At 37.6% G+C, this 26,206-nt stretch carries 25 protein-coding genes and 2 tRNA genes; 10 read left to right on the forward strand and 17 right to left on the reverse strand.

Features of this window, described 5'->3' with window-relative positions:
• Positions 1 to 31 precede the first annotated feature (31 nt).
• From FGD67_RS02900 to yejK, 8 genes are all read right to left on the reverse strand, one after another.
• Positions 32 to 190 carry a DUF3012 domain-containing protein gene (locus FGD67_RS02900; protein WP_077285903.1) on the reverse strand — a complete coding sequence of 53 codons (159 nt, stop codon included), beginning with the start codon at positions 188 to 190 and terminating at the stop codon, positions 32 to 34.
• A 77-nt stretch (positions 191 to 267) separates the two neighbouring features.
• The gene (locus tag FGD67_RS02905; RefSeq protein WP_143323511.1) at positions 268 to 594 is read right to left on the reverse strand and encodes a TM2 domain-containing protein; all 327 of its coding nucleotides are present in this window, start codon (positions 592 to 594) and stop codon (positions 268 to 270) included.
• Positions 595 to 810: 216 nt separating this feature from the next.
• Positions 811 to 939, reverse strand: a complete 129-nt coding sequence (locus FGD67_RS02910; RefSeq protein ID WP_257173614.1) for a hypothetical protein — start codon at positions 937 to 939, stop codon at positions 811 to 813.
• A gap of 83 nt (positions 940 to 1,022) precedes the next feature.
• Positions 1,023 to 1,472, reverse strand: a complete 450-nt coding sequence (locus tag FGD67_RS02915; RefSeq protein ID WP_257173615.1) for a GyrI-like domain-containing protein — start codon at positions 1,470 to 1,472, stop codon at positions 1,023 to 1,025.
• Positions 1,473 to 1,794: 322 nt separating this feature from the next.
• Positions 1,795 to 2,625, reverse strand: a complete 831-nt coding sequence (locus FGD67_RS02920) for a M23 family metallopeptidase (RefSeq protein WP_257173616.1) — start codon at positions 2,623 to 2,625, stop codon at positions 1,795 to 1,797.
• Positions 2,618 to 3,499 (reverse strand): 6-carboxytetrahydropterin synthase, encoded by an 882-nt coding sequence (locus tag FGD67_RS02925; RefSeq protein WP_257173617.1) that lies wholly within the window; start codon positions 3,497 to 3,499, stop codon positions 2,618 to 2,620. The genes FGD67_RS02920 and FGD67_RS02925 overlap by 8 nt, the downstream gene beginning before the upstream one ends.
• Before the next feature lie 10 nt (positions 3,500 to 3,509).
• On the reverse strand, positions 3,510 to 4,541 hold the full coding sequence (gene pyrC / locus FGD67_RS02930; RefSeq protein ID WP_257173618.1) for a dihydroorotase: 1,032 nt from the start codon (positions 4,539 to 4,541) through the stop codon (positions 3,510 to 3,512).
• Between the two features lie 85 nt (positions 4,542 to 4,626).
• Positions 4,627 to 5,724: a nucleoid-associated protein YejK gene (gene yejK / locus FGD67_RS02935; protein ID WP_257173619.1), complete on the reverse strand. Its 1,098-nt coding sequence runs from the start codon at positions 5,722 to 5,724 to the stop codon at positions 4,627 to 4,629.
• Positions 5,725 to 5,802: 78 nt separating this feature from the next.
• Between yejK and FGD67_RS02940 the strand changes: the two genes are divergently transcribed.
• The 5 genes from FGD67_RS02940 to FGD67_RS02960 all read left to right on the forward strand — a co-directional run bounded on the left by FGD67_RS02940 (position 5,803) and on the right by FGD67_RS02960 (position 10,014).
• Complete coding sequence (locus tag FGD67_RS02940) at positions 5,803 to 6,024, forward strand: DUF1414 domain-containing protein (protein ID WP_257173620.1); 222 nt, start codon at positions 5,803 to 5,805, stop codon at positions 6,022 to 6,024.
• Between the two features lie 56 nt (positions 6,025 to 6,080).
• Positions 6,081 to 7,775 (forward strand): DUF3413 domain-containing protein, encoded by a 1,695-nt coding sequence (locus FGD67_RS02945; protein ID WP_257173621.1) that lies wholly within the window; start codon positions 6,081 to 6,083, stop codon positions 7,773 to 7,775.
• 98 nt (positions 7,776 to 7,873) lie between these two features.
• Positions 7,874 to 7,950 (forward strand) — tRNA-Pro (locus tag FGD67_RS02950).
• Positions 7,951 to 8,216: 266 nt separating this feature from the next.
• Positions 8,217 to 8,999 carry a S1/P1 nuclease gene (locus FGD67_RS02955; RefSeq protein ID WP_257173622.1) on the forward strand — a complete coding sequence of 261 codons (783 nt, stop codon included), beginning with the start codon at positions 8,217 to 8,219 and terminating at the stop codon, positions 8,997 to 8,999.
• A 298-nt stretch (positions 9,000 to 9,297) separates the two neighbouring features.
• On the forward strand, positions 9,298 to 10,014 hold the full coding sequence (locus FGD67_RS02960; RefSeq protein WP_257173623.1) for a ZIP family metal transporter: 717 nt from the start codon (positions 9,298 to 9,300) through the stop codon (positions 10,012 to 10,014).
• Positions 10,015 to 10,662: 648 nt separating this feature from the next.
• Here the strand turns inward: FGD67_RS02960 and FGD67_RS02965 are convergent.
• The 7 genes from FGD67_RS02965 to FGD67_RS02995 all read right to left on the reverse strand — a co-directional run bounded on the left by FGD67_RS02965 (position 10,663) and on the right by FGD67_RS02995 (position 19,146).
• Entirely contained in the window at positions 10,663 to 12,156 is a 1,494-nt protein-coding gene (locus FGD67_RS02965; protein ID WP_257173624.1) for a serine hydrolase, read from the reverse strand.
• A 238-nt stretch (positions 12,157 to 12,394) separates the two neighbouring features.
• Positions 12,395 to 13,537: an AraC family transcriptional regulator gene (locus FGD67_RS02970; protein ID WP_257173625.1), complete on the reverse strand. Its 1,143-nt coding sequence runs from the start codon at positions 13,535 to 13,537 to the stop codon at positions 12,395 to 12,397.
• A gap of 447 nt (positions 13,538 to 13,984) precedes the next feature.
• Positions 13,985 to 14,572 (reverse strand): TetR/AcrR family transcriptional regulator, encoded by a 588-nt coding sequence (locus tag FGD67_RS02975; RefSeq protein WP_257173626.1) that lies wholly within the window; start codon positions 14,570 to 14,572, stop codon positions 13,985 to 13,987.
• A 105-nt stretch (positions 14,573 to 14,677) separates the two neighbouring features.
• Complete coding sequence (yghU, locus tag FGD67_RS02980; RefSeq protein ID WP_257173627.1) at positions 14,678 to 15,535, reverse strand: glutathione-dependent disulfide-bond oxidoreductase; 858 nt, start codon at positions 15,533 to 15,535, stop codon at positions 14,678 to 14,680.
• A 24-nt stretch (positions 15,536 to 15,559) separates the two neighbouring features.
• Positions 15,560 to 16,234: a glutathione S-transferase family protein gene (locus tag FGD67_RS02985; RefSeq protein WP_257173628.1), complete on the reverse strand. Its 675-nt coding sequence runs from the start codon at positions 16,232 to 16,234 to the stop codon at positions 15,560 to 15,562.
• 373 nt (positions 16,235 to 16,607) lie between these two features.
• Positions 16,608 to 18,272, reverse strand: a complete 1,665-nt coding sequence (locus FGD67_RS02990; protein ID WP_257173629.1) for a SulP family inorganic anion transporter — start codon at positions 18,270 to 18,272, stop codon at positions 16,608 to 16,610.
• Positions 18,273 to 18,483: 211 nt separating this feature from the next.
• A complete protein-coding gene (locus FGD67_RS02995; RefSeq protein ID WP_257173630.1) occupies positions 18,484 to 19,146 on the reverse strand; it encodes a YoaK family protein in 663 nt (220 codons plus the stop codon).
• Between the two features lie 708 nt (positions 19,147 to 19,854).
• Between FGD67_RS02995 and FGD67_RS03000 the strand changes: the two genes are divergently transcribed.
• The 4 genes from FGD67_RS03000 to FGD67_RS03015 all read left to right on the forward strand — a co-directional run bounded on the left by FGD67_RS03000 (position 19,855) and on the right by FGD67_RS03015 (position 24,259).
• Positions 19,855 to 21,738: a monovalent cation:proton antiporter-2 (CPA2) family protein gene (locus tag FGD67_RS03000; RefSeq protein ID WP_257173631.1), complete on the forward strand. Its 1,884-nt coding sequence runs from the start codon at positions 19,855 to 19,857 to the stop codon at positions 21,736 to 21,738.
• 11 nt (positions 21,739 to 21,749) lie between these two features.
• The gene (locus FGD67_RS03005; protein ID WP_257173632.1) at positions 21,750 to 22,652 is read left to right on the forward strand and encodes a LysR family transcriptional regulator; all 903 of its coding nucleotides are present in this window, start codon (positions 21,750 to 21,752) and stop codon (positions 22,650 to 22,652) included.
• A 119-nt stretch (positions 22,653 to 22,771) separates the two neighbouring features.
• Positions 22,772 to 23,464 (forward strand): pirin family protein, encoded by a 693-nt coding sequence (locus FGD67_RS03010; RefSeq protein WP_257173633.1) that lies wholly within the window; start codon positions 22,772 to 22,774, stop codon positions 23,462 to 23,464.
• Positions 23,465 to 23,530: 66 nt separating this feature from the next.
• The gene (locus tag FGD67_RS03015) at positions 23,531 to 24,259 is read left to right on the forward strand and encodes a sulfite exporter TauE/SafE family protein (RefSeq protein WP_257173634.1); all 729 of its coding nucleotides are present in this window, start codon (positions 23,531 to 23,533) and stop codon (positions 24,257 to 24,259) included.
• Between the two features lie 49 nt (positions 24,260 to 24,308).
• Here FGD67_RS03015 and tehB read toward each other — a convergent pair whose 3' ends face one another.
• Positions 24,309 to 24,875, reverse strand: coding sequence for a tellurite resistance methyltransferase TehB (gene tehB / locus FGD67_RS03020; RefSeq protein ID WP_257173635.1), 567 nt, complete (start codon positions 24,873 to 24,875; stop codon positions 24,309 to 24,311).
• A 446-nt stretch (positions 24,876 to 25,321) separates the two neighbouring features.
• Positions 25,322 to 25,412, reverse strand: a tRNA-Ser gene (locus FGD67_RS03025).
• 162 nt (positions 25,413 to 25,574) lie between these two features.
• Here FGD67_RS03025 and FGD67_RS03030 point away from each other — a divergent pair.
• Complete coding sequence (locus FGD67_RS03030; protein WP_257173636.1) at positions 25,575 to 26,192, forward strand: DNA-3-methyladenine glycosylase I; 618 nt, start codon at positions 25,575 to 25,577, stop codon at positions 26,190 to 26,192.
• Positions 26,193 to 26,206: the final 14 nt, after the last annotated feature.

The raw sequence follows: 26,206 nt of genomic DNA on the forward strand, positions 1-26,206 counted from the left end.
GGTTAGGTATGGTTTAACCGATGACAGCAAATTAAAAAATACAATGTTTAGTAAAATCTTTGGCTTCTGTTGCTGTCCAATCACCTTTTGGTTTGTCTTTTAATTGTTTGCACCAATCGTCACTACCTACTTCTGGCGCACAAGCTGTTGTTAACAATACGGTGAATAGTACTAATGATAATTTTTTCATAATGTTCCCTTCGCAGTCTTTGCTGCTTGTTTAGTTAAATTCATTAACGCTTATCATGTGTTATAGCTTCAATAAGATTAAAATATTGGACTTAAGATGTTGCCATCCGCATCTTCAAAGCGTCCAGCGAGTATGGTAATTAAATCTGCAACCCACCAAACCCCCAAACCGCCCAAGGTAAATAACATAAAAACCCCGCTCCGCTTTTTACCATAAACGAAACGATGAACGCCAAATACACCGAGTAATAAACAATAGATAAAGGCGAACAAGCCTTGTGCGTTTTTACTGGCAACACCGCCAAAAGCACTGGGTAAGTGTTGCTCTGCGCCACAATGTTGGCAATCTTTAGCGCTATCAATGATGTGATCACCACAATAACGGCAAAAAACTGTTGTACTCATGCTATGCCCTTTTTATTAGTCAAATATGTCTGCATGTGATTAACGCTAAACCGACAATATATTATTTTCGATAATGAAATATAAGGTAAAAATAAATAAAAACATAGCATTACTGTTACTTTTGATGGATTAATATCATGACCGTTATCTTTCTTACCAAGCAGTTTGTGCTGTAATGTTCATGACTTATTTCGATTTAATACACATGCGATTAGGTTATTCATCACAATGAAACCATATTTCAATTTCATCGGTTGCTTGTTCAAACTTAGCGCTGTGCTCGACATTATTGGGCCCATGATACCACTGGCCAGTTTTAATTTGATTTGAATATTGGCCTACCATAAATGTCTTTTTATTACTCAGCTCTAGTGATAGTAAATATATGTTGAAAAATATCAGCACTAAGAATAACGTTAATTACCGTACTACTTTTCTTTTACTGCGATATAGATATCAAATGAAGATGGGCTTTTAAAATGCTCAAAATCTGCGGTATAAGCACGTTGGTAATGAGTATCTTCATTACTGAAATACTCCCAAATATGTCCCCACAACTCGATGATAGCGTTTGGTAGTTCGCCTTGTGCTGAAAAGACATAATATAAGCCAGCCGCTATGCTTAACGAGCTTAATTGATCATCATTGATTGATGTATCTGTAGCGGCAAAAACACGATAATCGCCACTAAAATCTGAGTCGTAATCAGTGTACACACCATAAACATTTGATCGCTCGGTTAACTTGCTACCTTGTTGACTATAAAACTGTGCCCATAGATCACCAATTTTAGCTGTTTCCGGCTGCATTTCATCTAGGTTGGAGGTTCGAACTGAGTAACCGGTTAATTGAAAACCATTAACTTTTACGGGTTGCATTTAACTATCCTTGTTCTTATTTTTTAGCAGCTTGGAGCTGTTTGAGATTAATTAATTATTCGTCTTGATTTATCACAAAAAAATTTAATATTTAAATACTTAATATACATTCAGCTTTAAATTAACAAATAAGCGTAGTCAGATACACGCTAAAATCAATGTAGTTTCAACAAGATAACCATCAATGTGTCGCTACAATAATAATGTCATATTTCCTTCGCGTGGCTGGTGAAGTTAAGCATTAAACAAAAGGCGATGAGGATATTTTTCATCTATGGTTTACATCATTTCCTTTTATCGCCTTGGTAAATTTAAATAACTTTTATTTTAAAGGCGTTAGTTTTAAAACCAATGCCGGATCTAATCTGACATCAAACCAATTTATCCGCCAATCTAAGTGTGGACCTGTGGCTCTACCACTTGAGCCAACCGCAGCAACAAGTTGTCCCTTGACCACTTTATCGCCAACGTTTACATAAGCATCACTCAAATGCAAAAATGTTGAACTGACGCCATGGCCGTGATCTATGATCATCGTGCCACCAGAATAAAACATATCAGGCACATACATAAGTACAACACCATCAGCAGGTGCTTTCACAGGGTCACCGGTATTACCGGCATAATCTAAGCCGTAATGTGGCCACTTAGGCACGCCATTATAGTAACGTTGACTGCCATAAACGCCAGTAATAGTGCCTTCAATGGGGGCAATAAACCCTTGTGCAAAAGCCGTTAAGTTACTATCTATGGTACGCGCTGCTTTGATCTTTTTATTATCTTCGCCAACACGAATATTCGCTTTTTTGTTGGGATTCATAATTTTCTTTGCAATGCCTTCAATTCGTTGAATATTGTACTCACGCTTTAAGGGTTTTAAAGTACGCTTTTCAATTTCACCGCTTGGGCTAGTAATCGTTAGTACGCTATTATTTTTTTCATCACGGCTAAAACCTAATGCATAGTCACCTGAAGCAGATACTTTGATGGCTTTACCATTTAACATCACTCTATTTTCAGGCGCTGTTTTACCAACAATTAATGCACCTTGAAAAAATTGCTCCGTTAATTGTGTTTTTGCACTGGCAACATGCGTTTTAGTTAGCCCCAACATCAAGGTAAATACAATGAATAGCGCAGGTAACTTAGCCATTAGCAATAGCTCCTTTTGCTACACCTTCAAAGGCAACCACTTTGAATTCGTTATCTGGTGATTGCTGTTTTAGCTGTCGTAGAATGAAGTCAGCTAATAATTCCACCGTAGAATCGCAATCAACAACATCTAAAACATTACTCGGTACGGCAATATCAAATCGACCTTGTGGCGCAAAATAAGAAAACAATTGCTGATCAGCACTTAAGTTTTCAGTGGCGTTAGCAGACAATTCAATATCAGCTAAAGCGATGCGATCAGCCTCGCTCGCTAAATAAATATCGTTCCAACGTAAGCTCCATGCTGCCTCTAGATCTGCTGAGCGTTGACCATTTTGATAAATATGAATTTTTGAACGATGACCATGAGCTATACGTTGACAATTACCATCATGAAGTTTTAACCCATGCGTGTAATGATAAAAAGCGCCATCAATGTTTTCAGCACGTAAATTTAAGGTTAACCCTTGAACATTTTTTGGTAATTGCTCAAGAATAATTTCGGTTAAGTAGCTTGTTACCGATGCTATATCAATTTTATCAGATGAAATTTTAGCAAATGCACAGCGAGGTGACTGTAAATTGTAACTGCCCTGCTTGGATTTAAAATCAACAAATTCATGACCTTCACGATAAGTTGAATCGCTAACGGTTATGGCTTTATCTAACATAGGTAGCAATAACTTATGATCAACGGCATCATCAATAATGGCCTTGATTTGCTTTTTAACGACAGCGAAATCAAGCACCATGCTCATTTCATTTAAACTACCATCAAGCAACACATCAACTATCCAGCTTTCACCAACAATACCGCGCTCAGTACAACAATAAGAAAAGTCGATAACGGTCAAGTCATTTACAAATAACTGCATTTATAATCTCCTACAACTTTACTTGCCAAGCAATGCTTTCGCTTGCTCGAATAGGCACAACAACATCGTCACCAAATGCCATAGTAGCAGGTACAGGCCATGACACTTTTTCTAAAGTAATTTTATCGTCGTTAATGGGTAAGTTATAAAAATTAGGACCATTTAAGCTTGCAAATGCTTCTAATTTATCAAGCGCACCGGCTTGTTCAAAGGCTTCGGCATAGAGTTCAATTGCCGCATGTGCAGTATAAGCACCCGCGCAGCCACAAGCTGATTCTTTGGCATTTTGTGGATGTGGTGCGGAATCTGTACCTAAGAAAAACTTAGCACTACCACTTGTAGCAGCTTCAATAAGTGCATGTTGATGAATATTACGCTTGAGTATTGGCAAGCAATAAAAATGTGGGCGTATACCGCCAACCAACATGTGGTTACGGTTGAATAATAAATGATGAACAGTAATTGTTGCTGCAACGTTATCACCTGCTGCTTTAACGAAATCAACGGCATTTTTAGTGGTGATATGCTCTAACACTATTTTCAGTGTTGGATACTTTGCAACTAATGGACGTAATATACTATCGATAAACACCGCTTCACGATCGAATATGTCGATATCGTGATCAGTGACTTCACCGTGTACCAACAGTGGCATATTCACTTCTTCCATTGCTGCTAATACTGAGGCAATGTTATCTACATTGGTAACACCAGAAGATGAATTGGTTGTTGCACCTGCTGGATATAGCTTTGCGGCATAAACTATACCTGATGCTTTTGCCGCTTTAATATCTTCAGCTGTTGTTTGGTCTGTTAAGTACAACACCATTAACGGCTGGAATTGAGCGCTTGGCTTAGCGGCCATAATGCGTTGGTGATATTGCATTGCAAGTTCAGCATTGGTTACTGGCGGCACTAAATTTGGCATGACAATCGCACGGCCAAAATAGCGGCTAATATCAGCTACGGTGTTAGTTAAAGCGGCGCCATCGCGCAAATGTACATGCCAATCGTCTGGACGTGTGATTGTGATAGTCGTCATTTTATTTCCTATTAATTCTTTGCGTTCTACAGCCATTTTCAGGCCGTATATTTGTGTTTTACTGCGCTAGCATATTAGCTTAGTGCTAAAAGTCATTTTCTGAGTCTTCGTTACTAGACTCTACTGCCATTGTTGCTGGCTGATTTTGTTTCGCGTTGTTTTCTAATAAGGCAAGTAACTGGGCTTTTAAGTTTGGTGGTACTTTAAATATAGTAATACTTTCGTTAGCTTGGTTATAAACTACATCTTGACCCAAATGGCTGCGCTCAAAACTTAAGCTGATACCATTACCGTATCCTGAATATTTCGTGACTTTGTTAACAACAGCTTGATCATGAGGGAATGACTCCTCAATTGGGTATGATTGCTCTTGGCAAAATTTATAAAAATCTTGGCCATTTTCTTCAGTTTTGATGACATTGCCAAGTTCTTGTAACGATACATCTTGGGCTGACTCTTTTTGCTCTTTACAGTAAGTTAATAACTCTTTTCGCGTTTGTTGTTTTTCATCAGCGTCAAATTGATTAACCGCAACAAAGTCTTCTACTGCTTGTACTAATGTTTGCGTTTGCTCTTTTGCGTTTAAACCTTCTTCACAACTTAAAAAGTCTAAGAAAAAGTCAGAAACTTTACGTCCCGCACGGCCTTTAATAAAAGAAATATAACGATTACCTTCAGCATTATCTTGATAATCAAACAAGTCTATACGAGCGGCTAGCTGTAATTTACTGGTGTCTAAATGTTGATCGGCAGAAATATTTAATTCACCGTCAACAGAGTAATGCTCTGAAATTGGAATAATAGCGGCTAGTAAATAACGGCCTCCCATATACTCGTAATGACAAACAATTAAATAGCCAGTTTCAGCAAGATCGTATTTTTCTAATTCGTTTTTAAGTAAATTTGCTGCTTGGCTGCTAAATTGGTGAAAACTATGTACATCGCCCAAGTAGCTTTCCATAATGTCAACAAAACGAGCGCTATCGCCCTCAGCTGGCATGGAAGAAAAATGTCCATATGCTTTACTGCCTTTACTGTTGTAAATTTTATGTAAGGCATCAACAAAACTTTCAATTTTGCTGCTTGCGGCGACATCTTCAGGACCTAACCTGAGTAAAACTTCACCAGTTTCTTCTTTTTTTGATAAAAAATGCAGTGCAATGTTCGAAATTATTAAACTCATAGATAAAGGTCAGTATTATATTGTTCGGGCATTTGATAAACTTAAGTCTGTTTATTAAATTACCATTAAGTGTTTAAGATGCCTATTGTATCCAAGTATTCCAACGAACGTGTAGAAAAAATTATTAAAGATTTGCATAATGTACTCGTAAAAGAGTCTGCAACCCCTGATCTAGCGCTGATGTGCCTAGGAAATACCCTGACAGAAATTATTATAAATAATATTCCAGAAGAGCAACGTGAAGTTATAGTAAACAATTTTGCCGGTGCATTAAAACAATCTATACAAAAATCTAAATAAAACGTATAACTTGAAAGCGACAATGACAAACAATAATAAGAGAATTAAACGACGCAATGGTTTCATTTGAATCAAAACCCTATAGTAAGCGCCTATTACAGTTAGTTAGCTGGAGCCATTGGTTCACCTTTTTTAATATTATTGCTGCGATATTATTATCGTCTATTTATATATTAAGTGAGTCGATGCCTGACACCTTATTAGGTAAAACCTATTTGGTTACGACGTGGTTAAGCCACATGGCGTTTTTAACTTTTATGAGTTTTGTACTCATTTTGTTCCCGATCACCTTATTATTTCCAAGAACGAGGTTTATACGGGTTGTCGCTTCTATCATTTTTACCGCCGAGTTATTACTATTATTACTCGACGCATATATCTACACACGATTAGGCTACCATTTAAATATTTCTTCAAGTGCCCCGATACTTGAGCTTATTAGTAATGAAATACAGCAAAATAGTCGTGCATTTTGGTTTGTTAGTTTAGTACTGACCATGGTGATTTTATCTTTTGAACTAATCACCTCAAACTATGCATGGAAGCATTTAAAAGAATTACAAAAAACAATTTTTGCCAGGTTCATTGTTATCCCGTTAGTGGCCTTTTTCTTTTTAAGTCACATTGTTCATATATGGGCTGACGCTAACCTTGAATATGACGTATTACGTCAAGATACCGTATTACCGTTGTCATACCCATCAACCGCTAAAACCCTATTAACAAAATATGGCATGTTCGATGAAGTTGACTATATTGCTCGCCGAACCAGCCCACTTGCCTTTACGGATTCAGTGCCTCAATACCCGACTTACCAAGGGCAATGCCCGAGCGATAACGCATTAAAACAATCTGTTTTTATGGTGATATCAGATCAAACATTGCAAGTTAAGCAATTAGATAAAATTAAGCATAGAATCAAGCAAGGCAAGCTCTCGCTTGATAATCATGTCGATAACGCGTTACCAAAAGAGGCTTGGTTTAACCTGTTTTATAGTTTGCCAAGTATCTATAAAAAAGCGCTAACAGAACAACAAGCACAACCTTTGCTATTGCAAATTATGGCGAGGAAAGATTTAGCAAAATCATTTACCGTTGTCGGTGAAAGTAGCAACGAACAACCTGTAAATGACATGAGCTTATTCACGCTAACAGATAAATTATTTCCAGAGAAAACAAAGTTAGATGACATTTCAAGTTTGATATTTGCCGATAAACTTAATAGCTACGCACCGGGTTTACATTTGTTCTATTTTAAAGGTAATAATAGTTATCAGTTTGAATTATTTTTAGACGCCTTGATATCAGCGCAAAATAAGAAGCAGCAAAAAGATATTCTATGGATCAGCTCGATTGGCAATCATACGTTTGACACAAGTTTATCCATTAAACCAGCGCTACTGGTTTTACCTGAAAGTAAAAACAGATCTATTGACAAATTAACTAGCCACATGGATGTACAGCCGACATTAATTAAGCGCTGGCTATCATGTGATGTTGAAGCTAAAAGTTATAGTAATGGTACCGATATTAAAGAGTTAAGTCATGACCGTATTATTGCTAATACTATGGATAATGGCATCGTCGTTTTTAATAAAGACAAGTCAATGTTTGTTGACCAAAATGGTAATTTCCAAAGCTATTCTATTCAACTTACCGCGCCAATTACCGCTAAACCTGACTTTCCACTGATGATTGATGGCGTGCACTTTATCAAGCAATTCAGTAAACAAGGAAATAACGTACAATAATTAGTCGCTTAGCGAGTAGAATGTGTTTTTTAATTGCATTTGAAGCGTAAATCATTATTATACAATGATAAGCTTTTATCCCCATTAAGCTTATCATTCGGGGTATAGCGCAGCTTGGTAGCGCGTGCGTCTGGGGGACGTGAGGTCGCAAGTTCGAATCTTGCTACTCCGACCAAATATAAAATATTAAAGCCTTGTTTTTACAAGGCTTTTTTATTGCCTAAATTCACGTACTCATAAGTTGTCCGTAAGCGAGATAAAGTTCTGCGGTTATACCTTTACCATTGTTTATAATCACCTCTGCTTAAAGTTACAATCTAACTTATATATGAATAAATATTATCAATGGTTATGGTCAGTTAACGATAAAGTAGGTAAATTACCCCGTAAATATGTGCTTTAGTACTTACTGCACAAATAATATCTTCTAGGACTCTGTAGATGAGAAACAAAATTAACGCCAGTGCAATACTCTTACTATCATTTTTAAGTACTTCTACATTAGCACTTGGCCAAAATGGGCACCGTATTGTTGCCGATATAGCAGAAGAACACTTAACCCCTGAAGCTAAAGCTGCCCTTATGGAAATAACTAATGGTGATCCTTTAGCAAAATTAGCCACTTGGCCTGATGAAATACGTTCAGATAAACACTGGGACTTTGCAAAACCTTGGCATTATGTTTCTGTCGATGATGATGAGTCCTTTGATGGATTTACTCGTTCTAAAGAAGGCGATATTTTAAAAGCTTTATCTGACTATGAACTTCAACTGAGAGACAAGACACTTACGCGTGAAGAAAAGTGGCAAGCATTGGCATTTTTTATTCATTTTACTGGTGATATACATCAACCGCTGCATGTGGGTCGCAGGGATGACCGTGGCGGCAATGACATTACCGTTAAGTGGTTTGGAAAAGATACCAGACTTCATGCTGTATGGGATACATCATTGATAGCGCATCAAAAACTGTCATATAGCGAATATGCCGAATTTTTAAATAATTATCCTCAAGATACTGTAGAATCTTGGCAAAAGTCGGATTACCTAGATTGGGCTAAAGACTCAAAATCTATTAGAGGAAATGTATATAACCTCCCAGAAGACATGGAGATAGGCTACCAATACGCTTACAAAAACACGCCTTTATTAAATCAGCAATTGTCGAAAGCAGGCGTTCGTCTAGCAGGAAAATTAAACGAAATTTTTAAAGCACAAAAATAATATTAAATATTGCCCAGCCATCACGTTACAATTATTTGCTTTATTGACATGAAACTATATTGAGTTGGCTATTCACAAGCTTATTAACGTTAACTTAGCCCACGAAATAATTGTTATTGAATGGGCTATTGAATTGAGCGTTTCACTGAGATAAATCCAATCATTATCTTCCAGTTGAGCTTAAAGTTCTCTGCCGGCATTGTTGACGTAACCACTTGAAAAGCTTAAGGTCAGTGTTACTGAATTAGAACCATTTTTAACTGCCGTCGAAAATAATTAGCGCATGATGGATGTAGACATGAACACTTTATTAATTGTTATCACATGCTCCCTGCTTGCCGGTTTAGCCATGGCTTTAGGGGCAGTGTTAGCGTACTTAGAAAAAATTGATAATCAGTGGATTGAAGACGAGTTAAGACATGGCATTACCGCTTTTGGTGGTGGTGCACTTTTATCTGCTGTCGCTTTGGTTTTAGTGCCGGAGGGTATTGCTAACCTTAAACCAGTATCGGCAAGTATTTGGTTTCTCTCAGGTGTTGTTTGTTTTATGCTGCTCGATATTTTTCTTAAAAAAATCAATACACCAGCTAGCCAACTTGCAGCTATGTTGTCTGATTTTATTCCTGAATCTATTGCTCTTGGCGCTGCTTTTGCTACTGGCAGTAGTAATGCCTATTTACTGGCAGCCCTTATTGCCCTACAAAACTTACCTGAAGGTTTTAGTGCTTATCGAGAATTAAATTCAACCGCGGCGTATAAACCTAAAAAAATTATTACGGTGTTTGCGTTAATGGCGATACTGGGCCCTATTTCTGGTGTTTCTGGCTACTTTTGGCTGTCAGAATTTCCGCAGGCTATCTCAGCGATTATGTTGTTTGCTTCTGGTGGTATTCTTTACTCTATCTTCCAAGATTTAGCACCACAAGTTAAGTTAGAAAAACATTGGGCACCACCCATGGGTGCCTTACTGGGATTTGTTTTAGGAATGCTTGGCTTAATGTTGACAACACATTGATTTATTCATGTAAACTGTGGTTAATTGAAAAGCCTCTAGCACCATTGCCACTCAATTGCCTTTGCATCTGATAGCGAGTGACATCGAACTATACCAGGTTATGTCTGCCTTATTAGGACTGTTGTCTTTGGATAAATTGAAAACGGCTAACGTAAACTTCTGGCCACTTTGAAGTCCTAAGATTTTAGTACTATAACGACAGTTCAGGGGCAGCAAGCGGTCATGATTTTCGAAACAAAATCACTATATCTAGCAGTCACAAGGAGCCTAAAATAGTCATTAGCTGGTTGGATATTACAGTTAATTCGGATTAGATTTTATACCTCTAACGTCTCCCTAAATGATGGAGTTATTTGGCACATGTTGTTGTTTGTTTTGCAAAGTCCGACAACTTACCAAATCTGTTTTGAGCAATCTTTGTTCAGGTAGAATTCATTTTAGTGCTGTCATATTTGAATGATATGACAGCACTGTTATCCTTGTTTGTCTTTAAATAGAAGCTAAATTCAAGGCAAATATTAACTTTAGAACACCTACCAAATTACCGCTATACCACAAACCTTCAACCACAGATAATATCAAAGAACTATAAAAAGCTTTACTCTCTACGTATTACTGCTTTGATGTATAAAATGAAACATTCCATTTTTAGGTTTTTTTAAGCTTTTTTAATTGTTTTTTAGCGTATTTATTATCCGGCTTTAACCCAAGTACTTTTTTATAATGCTCAACTGCTTTATCTGTATCACCTAACAACCAATAAGTTTCCGCCAAGCTATCGTGTGTATTAGCACTTAAGGGGAACAGATAGGTATTCAATTTAAAAATGGCTAGCGCTTGTTTTTTCTTCTTTTGCTCAATCAGTTTATAACCCCAGGTATTTAACTCGTCCTCTTCAAGCTTTAGTTGATGAGTCTTCTGCAACTCTTTCACAACCTGAACCGCCTGTTCATATCCTTTTGACTCTAAAGACTTCCAGAGTGTTTTTATGGCAGGAGGCAAACCAAAACCATTTTCCGCTTTCATTTGAGGAATATAAAAACCGGCAATTTCATCGATAAAGAGTGATGGAAGGCCGCCCATTAAATTGGTGAGTACCACAATAGACAGATCATCTTCTGGGTAAACAAAAAATGCGGCACGATTCCCTCCTGAAGGCGCAACAGCTGGATGTTCATGCCTAGCAACTACAGGCCATCCTAATGCATAACCATTTAACAAATTATTAAAACCTTTTGTTTTACCGTTAGTGAGTACCGCTGGTGTCCATAGAGTCTCGATACTTGAAGGCTTACTTAAGAGTTCTCCGTTTTGTAAGGCAATTACCCAAGTAGCAATTTCTTTAGCGCTAGAACTCATGCCTGCCGCAGTACGAAGAAACTCAGGGAAGTCAATCGCTTTTACGTTAGCAATTTCCCCCGCTCCATAATAATAAGTATAACGACGCGCCGAGTGCGCTATAACGTCATGAAGGTTTGAAAAACCAGCTTCTTCAGTTCTTTTCATGCCTGCTTTGCGTAATTGATTTTGCGTTATATAGTCAATAAAATTTTGACCACTCACACTGTCGATAATTTTACCTATCAGCAAATAATTCGTTTGGTTATAACTAAACTGGCTATTGGCTGCAAAATCTAGCGGTCGTTGTTTAACCAACTCCCATGACGCCTTTGCACCCTCATTAGAAATTAACTTACCCGTGTCACCGTTCATAATATCTGGAAGCCCTGAAGTATGGGTCAATAACTGTTTTACTGTGACGTTATGCCACTCAACGGGTAAATCTGCTAAATATTTAGAGATTTTGGCTGATAGTTCAAGTTTACCTTGTTCAACCAATTGCATTACCGCGACACCGGTAAATGCTTTAGTAATTGAGTTAATCGAAAATACCGTGTCATCGTCTACCGCAACAGCATCTTGAATGTTAGCGAGTCCATAACTGGCGGTTTTAATTATTTTTCCATTTTTAACAACAGCCAGTTGTAAACCTGGAATTTTTCTTTCGAGCATTTCAGCACGCAGAAAATCGTCTATTTCGTCGGCCTGTACCAAACTACTTGTTAGCCCCACTAATAGACTTAGTGAAAGTACACTAGCTTTCATAAACTTTGCTGTATTATAACCAATTGACCTGCTCATTTTTTATCCTTTATATACTAAACATGAAACCCAATAGTAAATATTTCCCTCCTAACTTAGTCATGGAGGCAGTCGTTATTGGGCGATCGTTCCACCTTTCGTTAAATCGAAATGGCGTTAACATTGAAGGCTATAATGGCGTAGTTCTCATGAGAATTCGACCGACTAAAAAAGTCGGACCTTACATTTATATTGGGGTAGAGCGATTAATGAAAATTAATTCATTCTTCTTGATAATTTATGAATGTAATTTTCGATATTGAGAAGGTGTCATCAAAAGGTGTTTTTTAAAGGCGGTATTGAACGATGATTTTGAATTAAACCCTACCTCGTACAAGATCTCTAATACCGTTTTTTGTTGTTGCTCATCTGTGAGCAGCATTTCGGCAGCTAAATTGATTCGATAAGAATTCACGAAATCAAAAAAATGTTGCCCAATGATTCTGTTGATAGTAAGTGAAAGTTCACTGCTAGGTAGATTAATTTGTTCTGCCAAAGTTTCTACGCTCAAAGAGGGATCTAAAAAAGGTTTGCGCAGCTGCATGTAGTCCCTTAACCTTGAAACAATCGCATCATATTTTTCAGTTTCGATAACACTAATCGTAGGATCACTTGAGTTTTCTTGGCTCGCAACCAGTTCATCAATAACTTCTATGGTTGAACTTACTCCGGTAAATAGGTTGGGTTTATGCAGTGCTTGCCACAATATCCAACAAATACTCAATAACGCCAAAATAATCATGATTAGTTGCACTAATCTTTCATATTCATAATTTTGGTAAATAGAGAACCTAAAATACATTCTCCCTAAACCTATGAGATAGATCAGAGTAAACAAAAATATCAGTTGGGTTAACCAACGTTTGTTTAATCTATCTGCATCAGAGTAATTTTCTACAACAAATTTTCGATACCTTATTATATGTTTATAAATAAAAAAAAGGTAAAAGCCCAGTAGTATAGACGTCATGAAATGAATAAAGGTTAATTCAGGCACATCAGTGAAGTTGTCATACCAAAGCTGTTTTGAAGCATTATCTACACTGAAAAAATTGGGTATCATCACGAGACAAGCTATGAAGTAAGGAATGGTGTGCAGTAAGTGTTTAATTTTTAATGTAAAGTCATCATAAATAGCTGCTTTAACATAAAGGTATAAAGTAGGCCCCATAAACAGTGAAATATTATATCTGAGCATATCTAGATCGGGATATGCTTGGTAAAAGTCGTTAAATATGATGTTACTCAAATCAATGACTACAACCAGTAAATAAGCTGCAAGTAGTTTATGACTTAAGCGATTGCCAGAACTGAGACTACAAAGATAGGTGGCTACAAATAAATAAGAAAAAAATACCACTAAGACAATATTTTCAAACATTAATACAATACTTTCAACCACTAAATACTTTCCTGTTTTAAATGCTATCGATGGTTCAAATATAAGAATTATATCAAAATTATCAACTGTTGCGGTGCCATGGATTATAACAACGTTGAGGTTATTTTACTTTTCTCAAGTTCGTTTATTATTTCATAACGGATAAAGTTAGCGGAAAAAAACTATTTTAACTCAACAACCATTATATGGTTCAGTATCAGGCTTTGAAAGCGCAAGCAGGCCTTTTTTATTATTCTAAATTTCTGCAAAAGCGAGTTAGTTATTCTAATTTCGTTTATGCACCAATGCGCACAAAGCGATCTTAATTTATTGATGGCAAACCTAACGTTATCGGAGATCACAGTAAACGTTATTAGATGGTAGTGTTAAATAATAATGATAAGTTTTACCAATGCAATTAAATGGCACTACAGATGTAAATCATGGTTAATCTTGTAATTGATTAAAAATATCATCAATAAATTTTTCTATTACTGAGCTATTATTTGCAATTTGCGCATAGGTTTTCAAACCAATAAGCTGAATTTGAAAAAAACGGGCTAATTCTGCGGGATCTTTATCTGTTTTGATTTCACCGTTACTGATGGCTTGACGAAATATATCAGTAAACGACGCCTCTACGTTGACTAAAATTGTTTTTGCTACGGCAAGTAACTCAGGACTATCGTTTTGTGTCAATTCTGCAATACTTTTAACGATCATGCACATACCATTTGGCGCTGAATCTCCATTGCATATTGCTACGCTATTTATGAATAATTTAAGCCCTTCCAGTACTTTAGATTCTGCTGCAATGCAGTTAGCAAGATGCTCAGTGCTTTCTTGAGCGTAACAATTTAAAGCTTCTTTAAATAAGTTATCTTTACTTCCAAAAGCCGCATAAATGCTACCAGGACGCATATCGATAACATCTTGTAGGTTTCTCATTGATGTGGCGTGATAGCCTTTTTCCCAATAAAGGTTCTTGGCTTTTTCAATCACCTCTGCGCGATCAAATTTTGCTTTCGTACTCATATCTACTTAATAGTCTCTTGCTTAATAATAAATAAATGATAAAAATTGAGTAACAATAATGTTACTCAATTTTTAATTTTATCATTTAAAGCTATTGCTCGTCACCTAAACTGGTTTAAGCGCTAAAACGTTATCGATATCTTCAGCGCTATGGCGATTTTCAAGCTGTTCCCAAGCTTCTCCCCAGGTTCGATTAACAATGCAACCACGTTGCACAGCCGGTCTAGCTAGCATAGCTTTAGCCCAACGTTGAATATGGTTATAGTCTGCAACTTGTAGAAAATCTTTTGCATCGTAAAGCTTACCTAAAATTAAATTACCATACCAAGGCCAAGTGGCTATATCGGCAATGCTATATTCGTCACCGGCAATAAATTCATGCTTAGCTAACTGTTTGTCCAATACATCTAATTGGCGTTTTGTTTCCATGGTAAAACGATCAATAGCATATTCAAATTTTTCTGGTGCATAAGCGTAGAAATGGCCAAAACCGCCCCCTAAATAAGGAGCAGAGCCGTGTAACCAAAATAACCAATTCATCACTTGTGTACGCTGAGTACTTTTTTCAGGTAATAAGGCTGAAAATTTCTCGGCTAAATAAACTAAAATTGACGCAGATTCAAATACAGTCTCAGCGCCATCAGGGGTATGATCAACCAAAGCAGGAATTTTAGAGTTAGGATTAATATCAACAAAGCCTGATGAAAACTGATCACCTTCAGTAATTTTAATCATATGGGCATCATATTCAGCAGATTTACCAAGGGCAAGTAGTTCTTCTAACATGATAGTGATTTTTTGCCCATTGGGTGTACCCATTGAGTATAACTGCAAAGCATGTTCACCAACAGGGAGTATTTTGGTATGTGTAGCACCAGAAACTGGGCGATTAATACTTGCCCATTTACCACCGCTTTCAGCGTCATGAGTCCATATTGTAGGGGGTGTATATTGTTCTTTCATTTTATGAGTCCTAAAATTCTATGCTTATTCGGTGAAGTTTTGCGGATAAAGTGCGCGGGCAGCTTCATCATCAAAATCTGATTTAAATGCTATATCTTTGGCAATGTTTCGTGCTTTTTCCACTGCAGGTCGAGTATTAATACTCTCAAACCAACGTTTTAAATTTGGATAACTTGCTAAACCATCTTCACCTAACACTACGGTTGCTTTATCAATCCAGCCCCAAGCAGAAATATCAGCAATTGAATATTCATCGCCGACAATATATTCACGCCCTTCCAGATGTATTTCTAACACTTCATAATGGCGTTTAGCTTCAAATAAGTAGCGATTAATAGCATAAGGTACTTGTTCAGGAGCTGCGTGTCTAAAATGTACTGATTGACCAGAAAATGGTGCTAAACCTGTAGCTAAAAACATTAACCATGAAAGCATTTCACTACGATCTTCTGTTTTACCTGCCAATAATCCTGTTTTTTCAGACAAGTACATTAAAATAGCATTAGAATCGAATACTCTCTTGCCATTATCGACAATTGTTGGTGCTTTACCATTTGGATTCATTACCCGATATTCAGCTGTATGTTGCTGCCCTTTTAAGGTGTCTACAGGTATCAACTCGTAAGGCAAGGCTAACTCTTCTAAGCACAGAGCAACTTTCATTGGATTTGGTGTTGGGTGAAAATAAAATTTAATCATACTTAACCTATCAATTGTTTAGATCTGGAATGTCGGTTCTTAACGTTGCCTCTACTATAAAGATCTATGAACAGTCGTTCAAGTGATTTTTGAGTGACCGTTCAAGCTGATTATAATCGTTAGATTACTATCAGATAGAACAGAATAAGCGCTTAAAGCTTGAATGAGATTTTGATTAACTACAGTTAAGAGTATGATAATTTAGATTAATCGGCGGATGTCAATTTTATAATTTTTGGGTAAGTACTTATGATATTAAGCGATAGCCAACAGCGGTAAAATGTAATGTAAGTTTTACCGCTGTTGGCATACTTTGTTGCTATTTTGTTTATCTGAGTTATCGACAAATAATACTGGGCTAAAACACCATCAATTAACTCACATCACTCGAGAGACTTTCAACATAGGCTAATGATGCTAAAAGTGCTTCATGACGAAAATCATAAACGTTTTCCTTAGGTACTCTGTCTAATAATTCGAATTTAGCCAATTGTTGTCGAGTTTGTTGATTCGGACAAAGTAAGAATACAGCGCAGTTTGCTTCTTGCGCATCTTTAATCGCATTTTCAAGTGCTAAGCCTACGGTAACGTCAAACATAGGTACATCGGTTAAATCTAGTATCATAGCTTGGTAGTCACCTACACGGCTATGTTGACGAGAAATAGCTTTTGAAACACTAAAAATCATTGGTCCTGATAAATAGAAAAACAACACCTTGCCATTGGCTCTATCAAGTAACACACGTTCACTGTCTGTTAATGGCACAACATCTTGATCGTTATCACTAATGGCTTTTACTTGTCTTGCTTGCTCTCTACTTAATTGCTCGATAATAATGATATTAGAAATAAATACGCCAAGCCCTACTGCAACAATTAAGTCAACAAACACGGTAAGTAGCATTACGCCGTACATGATCATCATGCCTTGTAAGCTGACTTTATGTGCGCGTTGTATAAAACTCCAATCTAAAATATTAAAACCGACATAAACTGCAATACCAGCTAGTACAGCCATAGGAATAGGCTCTGTTAACCCGCCCGCAATTAACACCACTAAGGCAAGTACTAGCGCCCTAACAATGCCTGATAAAGGTGAACGAGCGCCAACCTGAATATTTGTTACTGTGCCCATAGTGGCACCCGCACCAGGTAATGCGCCAAATAAACCAGAAATCATATTAGCAAGGCCTTGTCCGCGAAGCTCCTTGTCTGAGTCGTGCTCGGTTCGGGTTAATGAATCACCAATAACCGCTGTTAATAAGGTATCGATACAACCTAATGTGCCTAGTACCAGTGCATCGACAATCATGGTCATAAACATATCGGCATTAAAGTGTGGGATAACAATTGAGGGTAAACCGGCGGGTATTTCACCGATACGTCGTATGCTGTCAGTATCAAAAAATATAACGGATAATAAGGTAATGGCAACGAGCGCTACCAACTGAGGAGGCACATATTTACGATAGTGTTTTGGGAAAAAGAACAACACCGCTAGCGTTAAAATACCCAATAGTAACTCGCTAAAATTAATATTCGATAAAATATTAGGTAGCGCTGAAATAGTGCCTAAAACACCGCCGGCCGGAGCCGCTTGTCCTAACAGTGGTGATAACTGCAAAATAATTAAAATAACCCCAATACCTGACATAAAGCCAGAAACCACACTGTATGGCATTAAAGTGACATATTTGCCAAGTTTGAGCGTACCAATTAAAATTTGAAAAGCCCCCGCCATCATCACAACGGTAAAGGCCATCGCCATACCTGATTCTGGGTATTTTGCCATCATACTGGTGAGAACCGCCGTCATGATCACGGTCATTGGACCCGTAGGCTCAGATATTAACGAGGTTGAACCACCAAATAAAGCCGCAAAAAGGCCAACTAAAATGGCGCCCCAAAGCCCGGCTTCAGCACCTGCGCCAGAGGCAACACCAAAAGCGAGTGCTAAAGGTAAAGATATAATTGCTGTTGTGACACCACCAAATATATCACCTTTAAAACTTATATGATTAAAGCGACCAGCAAACAAAGTTCAATTCCTTAGCTAAATTTCAATGCGGCAATTCTACCAAAACTTTTTCGGGATAAGTATAAAATCAGCGTGAGAACATCAGAAAATTATGCACTGTAAGTACATTTTACCAAGGACTAGCGGCAATTGTGTCACTTGACGCCAAATAGTTTTCAAACGAGCGTGACTATTAAGCGCTGCACAGAGCTGCTGAAAATGACGACTAGGTTTAACTGCTGACCTTGGCATTGTAGAGTGAATACGATAAAGCCAATAACAAACATAAGCCCGCAGGAATAAATAACGCGTGGAATTTATAAAGGCTAAAAAAGAATGCGCCTGAAGTACCGCCCATGATAAAACCGGTAATAATCAAAACTAACAACAGTGCTTTGCGTTTATCAAACACTTCGCCCCGCAACTTAGCTCCTAACATAATACCTAAGTCGGTAAATATACCGGTAACATGAGTGGTTCTGATAATAGCGCCACTAAAGGTGCTCGCAAGTGCATTTTGAAGTCCACAAGCTGCTGAAGCTAAGTAATGGCCGTTAAGAGAGTCATTGGTTAAGAAGTATGTCGCACCAAGAAGAAATATCACTTCAACATAAAGTAAGCCACTGTAATTACGGCCTAACTTTAAAGCCCCATTACGTAAAAAATAACCGGATATCGCAGCACCAATAACAAAACTAACAATAACGATTGATAAATGCAGTACATCCGAGGCCGTTGAATTGAACATACCGGTGCCAATCAGTGTGGCTGTGCCTGATAAATGTGAAATAGATTGATGTTTAAACCCAAGTAAGCCAATAGCATTAACAAGCCCAGCAATGAGTGCAAGCAAAAATGAACCATATTCTACCCAGCGAGGTAATTTTGAAATCACGACAACCCTTAATGTGCATTTTAATTAGGACGTTACAGTTATTTTATTCTCAAAAAACCAAATGTAAACTGAATATAAATAACCAAAACTAAACCGGCCTTGCTGAAACCTTACGACACGATGTTATAACCCCTTACTATCAACCTGATGACATCATTTTTAATGATTCTGACATTGCATGGAAAAGGGATTTTGTCCTACATTTAGCTCATAGTAAATGATGAGCTAAAATACTGAGTTTTATTTAGTCATATCTCTGAGTAAGTCTGGCGAACAATCAACTCTTAGCACTAGCGTCAGTGCTAATTTAGTAAAGGTTTACGATGACTTAGCTTATCTTATTATTCGATTACTGATAAGTGAAGCTTCTATAAATCTTTCTAGGTAATTAGATCAGGATCATTTACTCGTCAATTACGCGCTAAATATTCTAACAAGTACATTGTCTAAAGCCAATTTGCCTGAGCTTTTGAACGAGCGATTAACAGAAAAGACCAATTTACACACAAATCGTTTAAAACTAACACAATTAAACGTTCAGCATAAATAACGCAAGCTGATTAATAAGATTAACGCGCTAAGCTGTGGGTATAATACAGTGTAGAGAGGTGAATAGATTAAGAGCTAAACCAAGGTTATGTATATTAAAAAAAGTACTAACATTATAAAAATGCAGTTGTTAATTAACATTATTAAAAAGAGAATCATATGTTAGAAATGGCAGTCATCTATTTAGCCGCAGCCATTGTCGCTGTGCCGATTGCAAAGCGATTAGGCTTAGGCTCTGTGCTAGGTTATCTCATTGCAGGTATTATTATTGGGCCTTTTGCCTTCGGACTTGTTGGCGATCAAACTGATGTTATGCACTTTGCTGAGTTCGGTGTGGTGATGATGTTGTTTTTAGTTGGCTTAGAGCTACAACCTTCAAGGTTATGGAAACTTAGGCATTCCATTATGGGCTTAGGTGGACTGCAAGTTTTGCTGACAAGTTCGCTATTTTTTGTTGTTGGCTATTTTATTTTAAACTTACGCTGGGAAACGGCTTTAGCTATAGGCTTAATGCTTGCGTTATCATCAACCGCAATTGTATTACAGACCTTAGCTGAAAAAGGTTGGATCAAACAAGAAGCGGGACAAAATGCTTTTTCAGTCTTGCTATTTCAAGATATTGCCGTTATTCCGATTTTAGCATTATTGCCCTTGCTAGCCTTTACTGAAATTAGCCATGTTGCCTCCAGCCATAGCAATTTAATTGAACATTTACCTGTTTACGCTCAGGTATTAATATCTTTAGCGACCATTGCCGCGATCATTTTTTCTGGTCGATATATTTCTGCACCACTTTTTCGTTATATCGCGGAAACACGCTTGCGCGAGCTGTTTACCCTTTTTGCCTTATTTTTAGTGATCGTTATTGCTGTCGTTATGCAAAAAATTGGTTTATCACCAGCACTGGGCACATTTTTAGCCGGTGTAGTATTAGCAGAAAGTGAATTCAGACATGAATTAGAAGTTGATATTGAACCTTTTAAAGGTTTATTACTTGGGTTATTTTTTATCACTGTAGGGGCATCAATCGATTTTCCGCTATTAATTGAGCAATTTAGCAACGTCATGATCTTTGTCATGGGTTTAATTGTCATTAAAGCATTGGTGTTATATGCCCTTGCTTACGTTTTTAACATTAAAAGCAAACAAAAGTTGCTGTTCACATTGGCCCTAGCGCAAGGTGGAGAGTTTGCCTTTGTTTTGCTCTCTCTCACCAGCTCACTAGAAATTCTGACTGTTGAACAAACCAAGTTAACCACCTTAGTAGTTGCTATATCTATGCTAATGGCCCCTTTACTATTGATGTTTTATGAAAAAATAATCAACCGAGAAGATAACGCACAGCAAGCCTTTGATGAACCTGAAAAAATAGAAGCCACTAAAAATGTCATCATTGCGGGTTATGGTCGTTTTGGTCAAGTTATTGGTCGTTTATTGACAGCACAAGGTTATCATTTATCAATTTTGGACCATAGCCCGAGCCAAATAGAACTATTAAGACGTTTTGGCAACAAAGTTTTTTATGGTGATGCAGCACGTAAAGACTTGCTAGAAGCGTCAGGCGCTAATGAAGCACAACTGCTAGTGATAGCAATTGATGATGCGGATAAAATACTGGAAATAGCGACACTGGCCCAAAAGCACTACCCTGGGTTAAAAATTGTCGCGCGGGCAATTGATCGTCGCCATGCCTACCAATTAATGAATCTTGGCATTACTGCTTTTAAACGCGAAACCTTTGATTCCGCGCTTAATCTAGGGGTCGAAGCTCTGGCATTGTTAGGTAATGAGCAGAAAAATGCTGAACGCGCGGGTAGAATATTCGCCCGGCATGATAACGAATCATTAGTCGCTTTAGCTAGCTTATGGGGTGATGATCACAGCTACGGTATCGCGGTAAGACAACGCACTGCAGATTTAAAACAAGTGTTAAGCACAGATAAAGCAGAGCAAGATAAGCTAAACACTTGTCGTAATAGTGACGGTAGCCCTTGTGAAGATAGTGACAAAAATGCTGTTACAACAGCGCCAATAACAAATTAAGCGAGTGTAAAATGCTGAGGATTTCTCTAGAACAATGGCGTATGTTTCATGCGGTAGTTGAATTTGGTGGTTTTAATCAAGCATCACAAGGTGTTCATAAAAGCCAATCAAGTATTCATAATGCGGTTAGCAAAATAGAAGAGTCATTAGATGTAAAGCTATTCAAAATAGTTGGCCGAAAAACAGTATTAACAGAAGCCGGTCAATTAATGTTGCAACGGGCAGATTATTTACTAGCAGAAGCTAGGAAAATTGAAGCTATTGGCCACACCTTAAGCCAAGGCATTGAAACTAAACTAAAAGTTGCTGTTGATGAAATATTTCCTCGCTCGGTGTTATATCAAGTACTTGAAAATGTTTCCGTACAATATCCTTTACTGCAAATTGAATTAATTGAAACCATACTCAGCGGCGCTAGTGAGTTACTAGGTAAGGATGATGTTGAAATTGCTATATCACCTATTTCGCTAGGTGCTGGCTTTAGTGAAAGCTTGTGCTATATCACCTTTAACGCTGTTGCTAGCCCTACTCACCCTTTGCATAAACTTAAGCGCAAGCTCAGCTTAGAAGACCTGAAGTCTTACCGACAAATAGTGGTGCGAGATTCAGCACAGCTAAATAAAGACAACAAAGTCAGTGAAGGCTGGCTAGAAGCAAATCAGCGCTGGACAGTTAGCCATTTGCAAAGTTCAATTGACATGATTTGTCAGGGCTTAGGTTTTGCTTGGTTACCTGTTAACTTAATTGAGCAACACCTGAACAATAAGCAACTAATACCCTTAAAGTTAAATGAGAATAGACAACGCTCTACCCAACTTTATCTTACATTTAAAGATGGTGACTCACTTGGCCCTGCCGCTAGAAGTTTTATAACAGAGCTGAGGTTACAATGCCTGAACTTGCAAAACACTTAACAATAAGGACTTTATAAACATTCTTAAAATACGAATAACATATACTAATAATGCTAATTTTAAGCTGTAAATAAGAACGATATAATCACTTCAAGTAAATCAATTGAAGGCGTTTATCCATGAAATATATTAGAAAGTCAGCAGATCGAGGCAAAGCAAATTTTGGCTGGTTAGATAGCAAACATAGTTTTTCGTTTGGTAATTACTACGACAAAAAACATATGGGTGTTTCGGTGTTACGGGTAATCAACGATGACATGGTTATGCCAGGTAAAGGTTTTGGTGAACATGGTCACCGCGATATGGAAATTATTTCCTATGTTATCGAAGGCGCGCTACAACACGAAGATAGTACTGGAAACAGCTATAAAGTACCTGCCGGTGACGTGCAGCGTATGAGTGCTGGTCGTGGTGTAATGCACTCTGAGTTTAATGCTTCAAAAAAAGATAAAGTAAAATTTTTGCAAATTTGGATACAACCTAATATCACCGGCATTAAACCGAGTTATCAGCAAAAGAGTATTCGCCAAAAAGGTCAATTAACCTCATTAGTTAACCCTAATGGTGATAACGGCGCTTTGTCAATCAACCAAGATGCAAGCTTGTCACGTTTAGTGTTGAAAAAAGGTGAAGATATTACCTTTAACACCAAACAACGTATTGGCTATTTACATATCATTAAAGGCCAATTAAAAGCTAACACTGAACAATTTTCAGCCGGTGATGGCTTTGCGGTTGAAGCCGAACAAGTACTAGAAATAAATGCACACTCAGGTGTTGAAGCGCTATGGTTTGATTTACCCATCGTTTAACTTATGGATGTTTGGAAATAGAAAGTTGAGTTTAAATAATTTAATAAAGGCAAAGTTGTAATTAATATGGAAATATCAGCAATAATACTTATCGCTAGTGTAGTGTTACTTATTGGTATTTCCAAATCAGCTTTTGCGGGTGCACTTGGCATATTTGCCGTACCGATTTTAATGTTTAAATTCAGCGCTATTGAAGCAATAACCTTGATGCTACCCTTGCTGATTATCGCAGATATGATGAGCGTAAAAATTTTTTGGAAAAAGTGGGACAAAGCGCTATTGGCCAAGTTAATACCCGGCGCCATTATCGGTATTGTCTGCGCTAATTTACTGATGGACTTTGTTAACGCAGATCATCTACGTTTTTTTATCGCCTTTATTTGTATTGCCTTTGCGGTTAAAAATATGGGCTTTAAAAAACGGCAACTCAGCTTGGTTAATAATCGCTTCGGCGCGTATGTTATGTCTGCAACGTCAGGCATAACCAGTACATTAGTTCACGCCGGCGGCCCGCCCTTAATCATCTACTTTACCGCTATAGGTTTAGCGCAAACGAAATTTGTTGCAACCGCAGCCGCCTTTTTTGCCATCATGAACATTGTTAAATTAATCGCTGTTGTTTCTTTAGGGCTACTATCACTTGATACGATATTAACCGCACTGGCTTTTTTTCCTTTAGCGTTCCTAGGTAATTGGCTAGGGGTTAAAATTAATCAACATTTAGATAAACAACTGTTTTTAAAAGTAATGAATTATCTACTTTTAATTCTAGGTATTTGGCTTTTGTCTCAGTAAATATGTGGCCATAGCACGGTTATATTTGTAGATACTGGCAATTAGTTTTTTAGTCAGGTTTTCGCGCTAACATAGTCGCAAACTGTAATTTTGCCCCATTATGCATAGTACCAACATCTTCATTGTACTTAATAAATTCCCAACCATCATAAGCTTCACGTAATTGCCCCGTTTTTAGGGTAAATGGAAAGCGTACTGGGCATGGGTGCTCTTCAGTGCTCATGGCGCATACAATTAAGTTATAGCCTCCAGACAGCGTTCGCTTTTGGATATCAGCTATAACGTCATCAACACGAGATGGGTCGATAAACATTAACGTTACGGTACAGGAAATAAAACCATAGTCTTCACTAAGGCTTGCATTATTAATATCGTACACCTGCGGCTTAATATTATTCATATTTTGTTCAAGACTAATACTTTGCAGCATATCAATAGCCCCTGCATTGGTGTCTATCGCGGTAACATTAAACCCGAGTTGGCTGAGATACAGAGCATTACGACCATTTGAACAGCCCATATCTAAGGCATGGCATGGTTTAACAATTTTGCATGCTTCGACAACTTCGCTATGCACAGGAGTTAAGCCGTAGCGGCTATTTAGATCTTCTATCATGGTAACAACTTAGTTTTGAAATAAAGGCCGTTATCTTACTACTGATGTAACTCGACTGAATATCAATAGTCATATTTTCTAGATTTCACTTGACCTTAATCAACAACATTCACTGTTGAGATCGGATATTTTGCATTCCCATTAATAATATTTTTTATATTCAGTAAGCAAAAAGCCTGTCAATCTTTTGATTAACGGGCTTCTATTTAATGTGGCGGTGAGATAGAGCTTTGAACTCTACTCGAAGGTTTAGCGCTACAAACCTCTTTCTAAAATAAACGCTCAGATAGCAAAAAGCCCGTCACTTTCGTAACGGGCTTTTCTTAATGTGGCAGTGAGATAGAGATTTGAACTCTACTCGAAGGTTTAGCGCTACAAACCTCTTTCTAAAATAAACGCTCAGATAGCAAAAAGCCCGTCACTTTCGTAACGGGCTTTTCTGAATGTGGCGGTGAGATAGAGATTTGAACTCTAGAAGGGCTACAAACCCTTGCCGGTTTTCAAGACCGGTGCTTTCGACCACTCAGCCATCTCACCTGAAGTTAAAAAGCATTGCTGCTTCAGAACGAGGCGAATATTAAAGACTCGATATTGTCTTGTAAAGCATTTATTCTATAAAAAAGTTTGTTTGCTAAAAAAATCAACAATTTGCCATTTATTTAAACAAATACTGTCAGTTTTTACATTTAAGGAAAGTTTGTGAGTGAAAAAAAACCTTGCCGTTGCCCATGGCTTGATACATCAAAGCCAGATTATGTTGCTTATCATGATGAAGAATGGGGCGTACCCGTACTAGATGATAATAAAATGTTTGAATACCTTGTGCTTGAATCTGCGCAAGCAGGATTAAGCTGGTACACAATTTTAAAAAGACGTGATGGCTACAGAAAAGCCTTTGCCAATTTTGATGTCGATAAAGTTGCAAAATTCACTTCTGAAGATGAAGCTCGTTTAGTGCTAGATGCTGGAATTATTCGCCATAAAGGTAAGATTGCCGCGACAGTCAATAATGCAAAGTGCTTTATCGCAATTCAACAGGAGTTTGACAGTTTTATTAACTACATTTGGTCTTTCGTTGATAATAAGGTGCAAGTCAATAGTGTAAAAGAGTTGGGGGACTACCCTGCTACCTCGCCAATATCAGATACCTTAAGTAAAGATTTAAAGCAACGTGGCTTTAAGTTTGTTGGTTCGACGATTATTTATGCGCATTTACAAGCGGCAGGTTTGATCAATGATCACAGTAGCAATTGCTATAGAAAGCAGGAAGTTATCGACAGCTACGAAAAACTTGGTGTTGCTTGGCAGCAATGCTAACCATTAAAACCTAA

The organism is Colwellia sp. M166, assembly GCF_024585285.1.
Taxonomy (GTDB): domain Bacteria; phylum Pseudomonadota; class Gammaproteobacteria; order Enterobacterales; family Alteromonadaceae; genus Cognaticolwellia.

What these genes read in the sequence shown, in the direction of transcription:
- FGD67_RS02900 (WP_077285903.1), bottom strand. Translation starts at nt 190, where the DNA reads ATGAAAAAATTATCATTAGTACTATTCACCGTATTGTTAACAACAGCT.
- FGD67_RS02905 (WP_143323511.1), bottom strand. Translation starts at nt 594, where the DNA reads ATGAGTACAACAGTTTTTTGCCGTTATTGTGGTGATCACATCATTGAT.
- FGD67_RS02910 (WP_257173614.1), bottom strand. Translation starts at nt 939, where the DNA reads ATGGTAGGCCAATATTCAAATCAAATTAAAACTGGCCAGTGGTATCAT.
- FGD67_RS02915 (WP_257173615.1), bottom strand. Translation starts at nt 1,472, where the DNA reads ATGCAACCCGTAAAAGTTAATGGTTTTCAATTAACCGGTTACTCAGTT.
- FGD67_RS02920 (WP_257173616.1), bottom strand. Translation starts at nt 2,625, where the DNA reads ATGGCTAAGTTACCTGCGCTATTCATTGTATTTACCTTGATGTTGGGG.
- FGD67_RS02925 (WP_257173617.1), bottom strand. Translation starts at nt 3,499, where the DNA reads ATGCAGTTATTTGTAAATGACTTGACCGTTATCGACTTTTCTTATTGT.
- pyrC (WP_257173618.1), bottom strand. Translation starts at nt 4,541, where the DNA reads ATGACGACTATCACAATCACACGTCCAGACGATTGGCATGTACATTTG.
- yejK (WP_257173619.1), bottom strand. Translation starts at nt 5,724, where the DNA reads ATGAGTTTAATAATTTCGAACATTGCACTGCATTTTTTATCAAAAAAA.
- FGD67_RS02940 (WP_257173620.1), top strand. Translation starts at nt 5,803, where the DNA reads ATGCCTATTGTATCCAAGTATTCCAACGAACGTGTAGAAAAAATTATT.
- FGD67_RS02945 (WP_257173621.1), top strand. Translation starts at nt 6,081, where the DNA reads ATGGTTTCATTTGAATCAAAACCCTATAGTAAGCGCCTATTACAGTTA.
- FGD67_RS02955 (WP_257173622.1), top strand. Translation starts at nt 8,217, where the DNA reads ATGAGAAACAAAATTAACGCCAGTGCAATACTCTTACTATCATTTTTA.
- FGD67_RS02960 (WP_257173623.1), top strand. Translation starts at nt 9,298, where the DNA reads ATGAACACTTTATTAATTGTTATCACATGCTCCCTGCTTGCCGGTTTA.
- FGD67_RS02965 (WP_257173624.1), bottom strand. Translation starts at nt 12,156, where the DNA reads ATGAGCAGGTCAATTGGTTATAATACAGCAAAGTTTATGAAAGCTAGT.
- FGD67_RS02970 (WP_257173625.1), bottom strand. Translation starts at nt 13,537, where the DNA reads ATGTTTGAAAATATTGTCTTAGTGGTATTTTTTTCTTATTTATTTGTA.
- FGD67_RS02975 (WP_257173626.1), bottom strand. Translation starts at nt 14,572, where the DNA reads ATGAGTACGAAAGCAAAATTTGATCGCGCAGAGGTGATTGAAAAAGCC.
- yghU (WP_257173627.1), bottom strand. Translation starts at nt 15,535, where the DNA reads ATGAAAGAACAATATACACCCCCTACAATATGGACTCATGACGCTGAA.
- FGD67_RS02985 (WP_257173628.1), bottom strand. Translation starts at nt 16,234, where the DNA reads ATGATTAAATTTTATTTTCACCCAACACCAAATCCAATGAAAGTTGCT.
- FGD67_RS03000 (WP_257173631.1), top strand. Translation starts at nt 19,855, where the DNA reads ATGTTAGAAATGGCAGTCATCTATTTAGCCGCAGCCATTGTCGCTGTG.
- FGD67_RS03005 (WP_257173632.1), top strand. Translation starts at nt 21,750, where the DNA reads ATGCTGAGGATTTCTCTAGAACAATGGCGTATGTTTCATGCGGTAGTT.
- FGD67_RS03010 (WP_257173633.1), top strand. Translation starts at nt 22,772, where the DNA reads ATGAAATATATTAGAAAGTCAGCAGATCGAGGCAAAGCAAATTTTGGC.
- FGD67_RS03015 (WP_257173634.1), top strand. Translation starts at nt 23,531, where the DNA reads ATGGAAATATCAGCAATAATACTTATCGCTAGTGTAGTGTTACTTATT.
- tehB (WP_257173635.1), bottom strand. Translation starts at nt 24,875, where the DNA reads ATGATAGAAGATCTAAATAGCCGCTACGGCTTAACTCCTGTGCATAGC.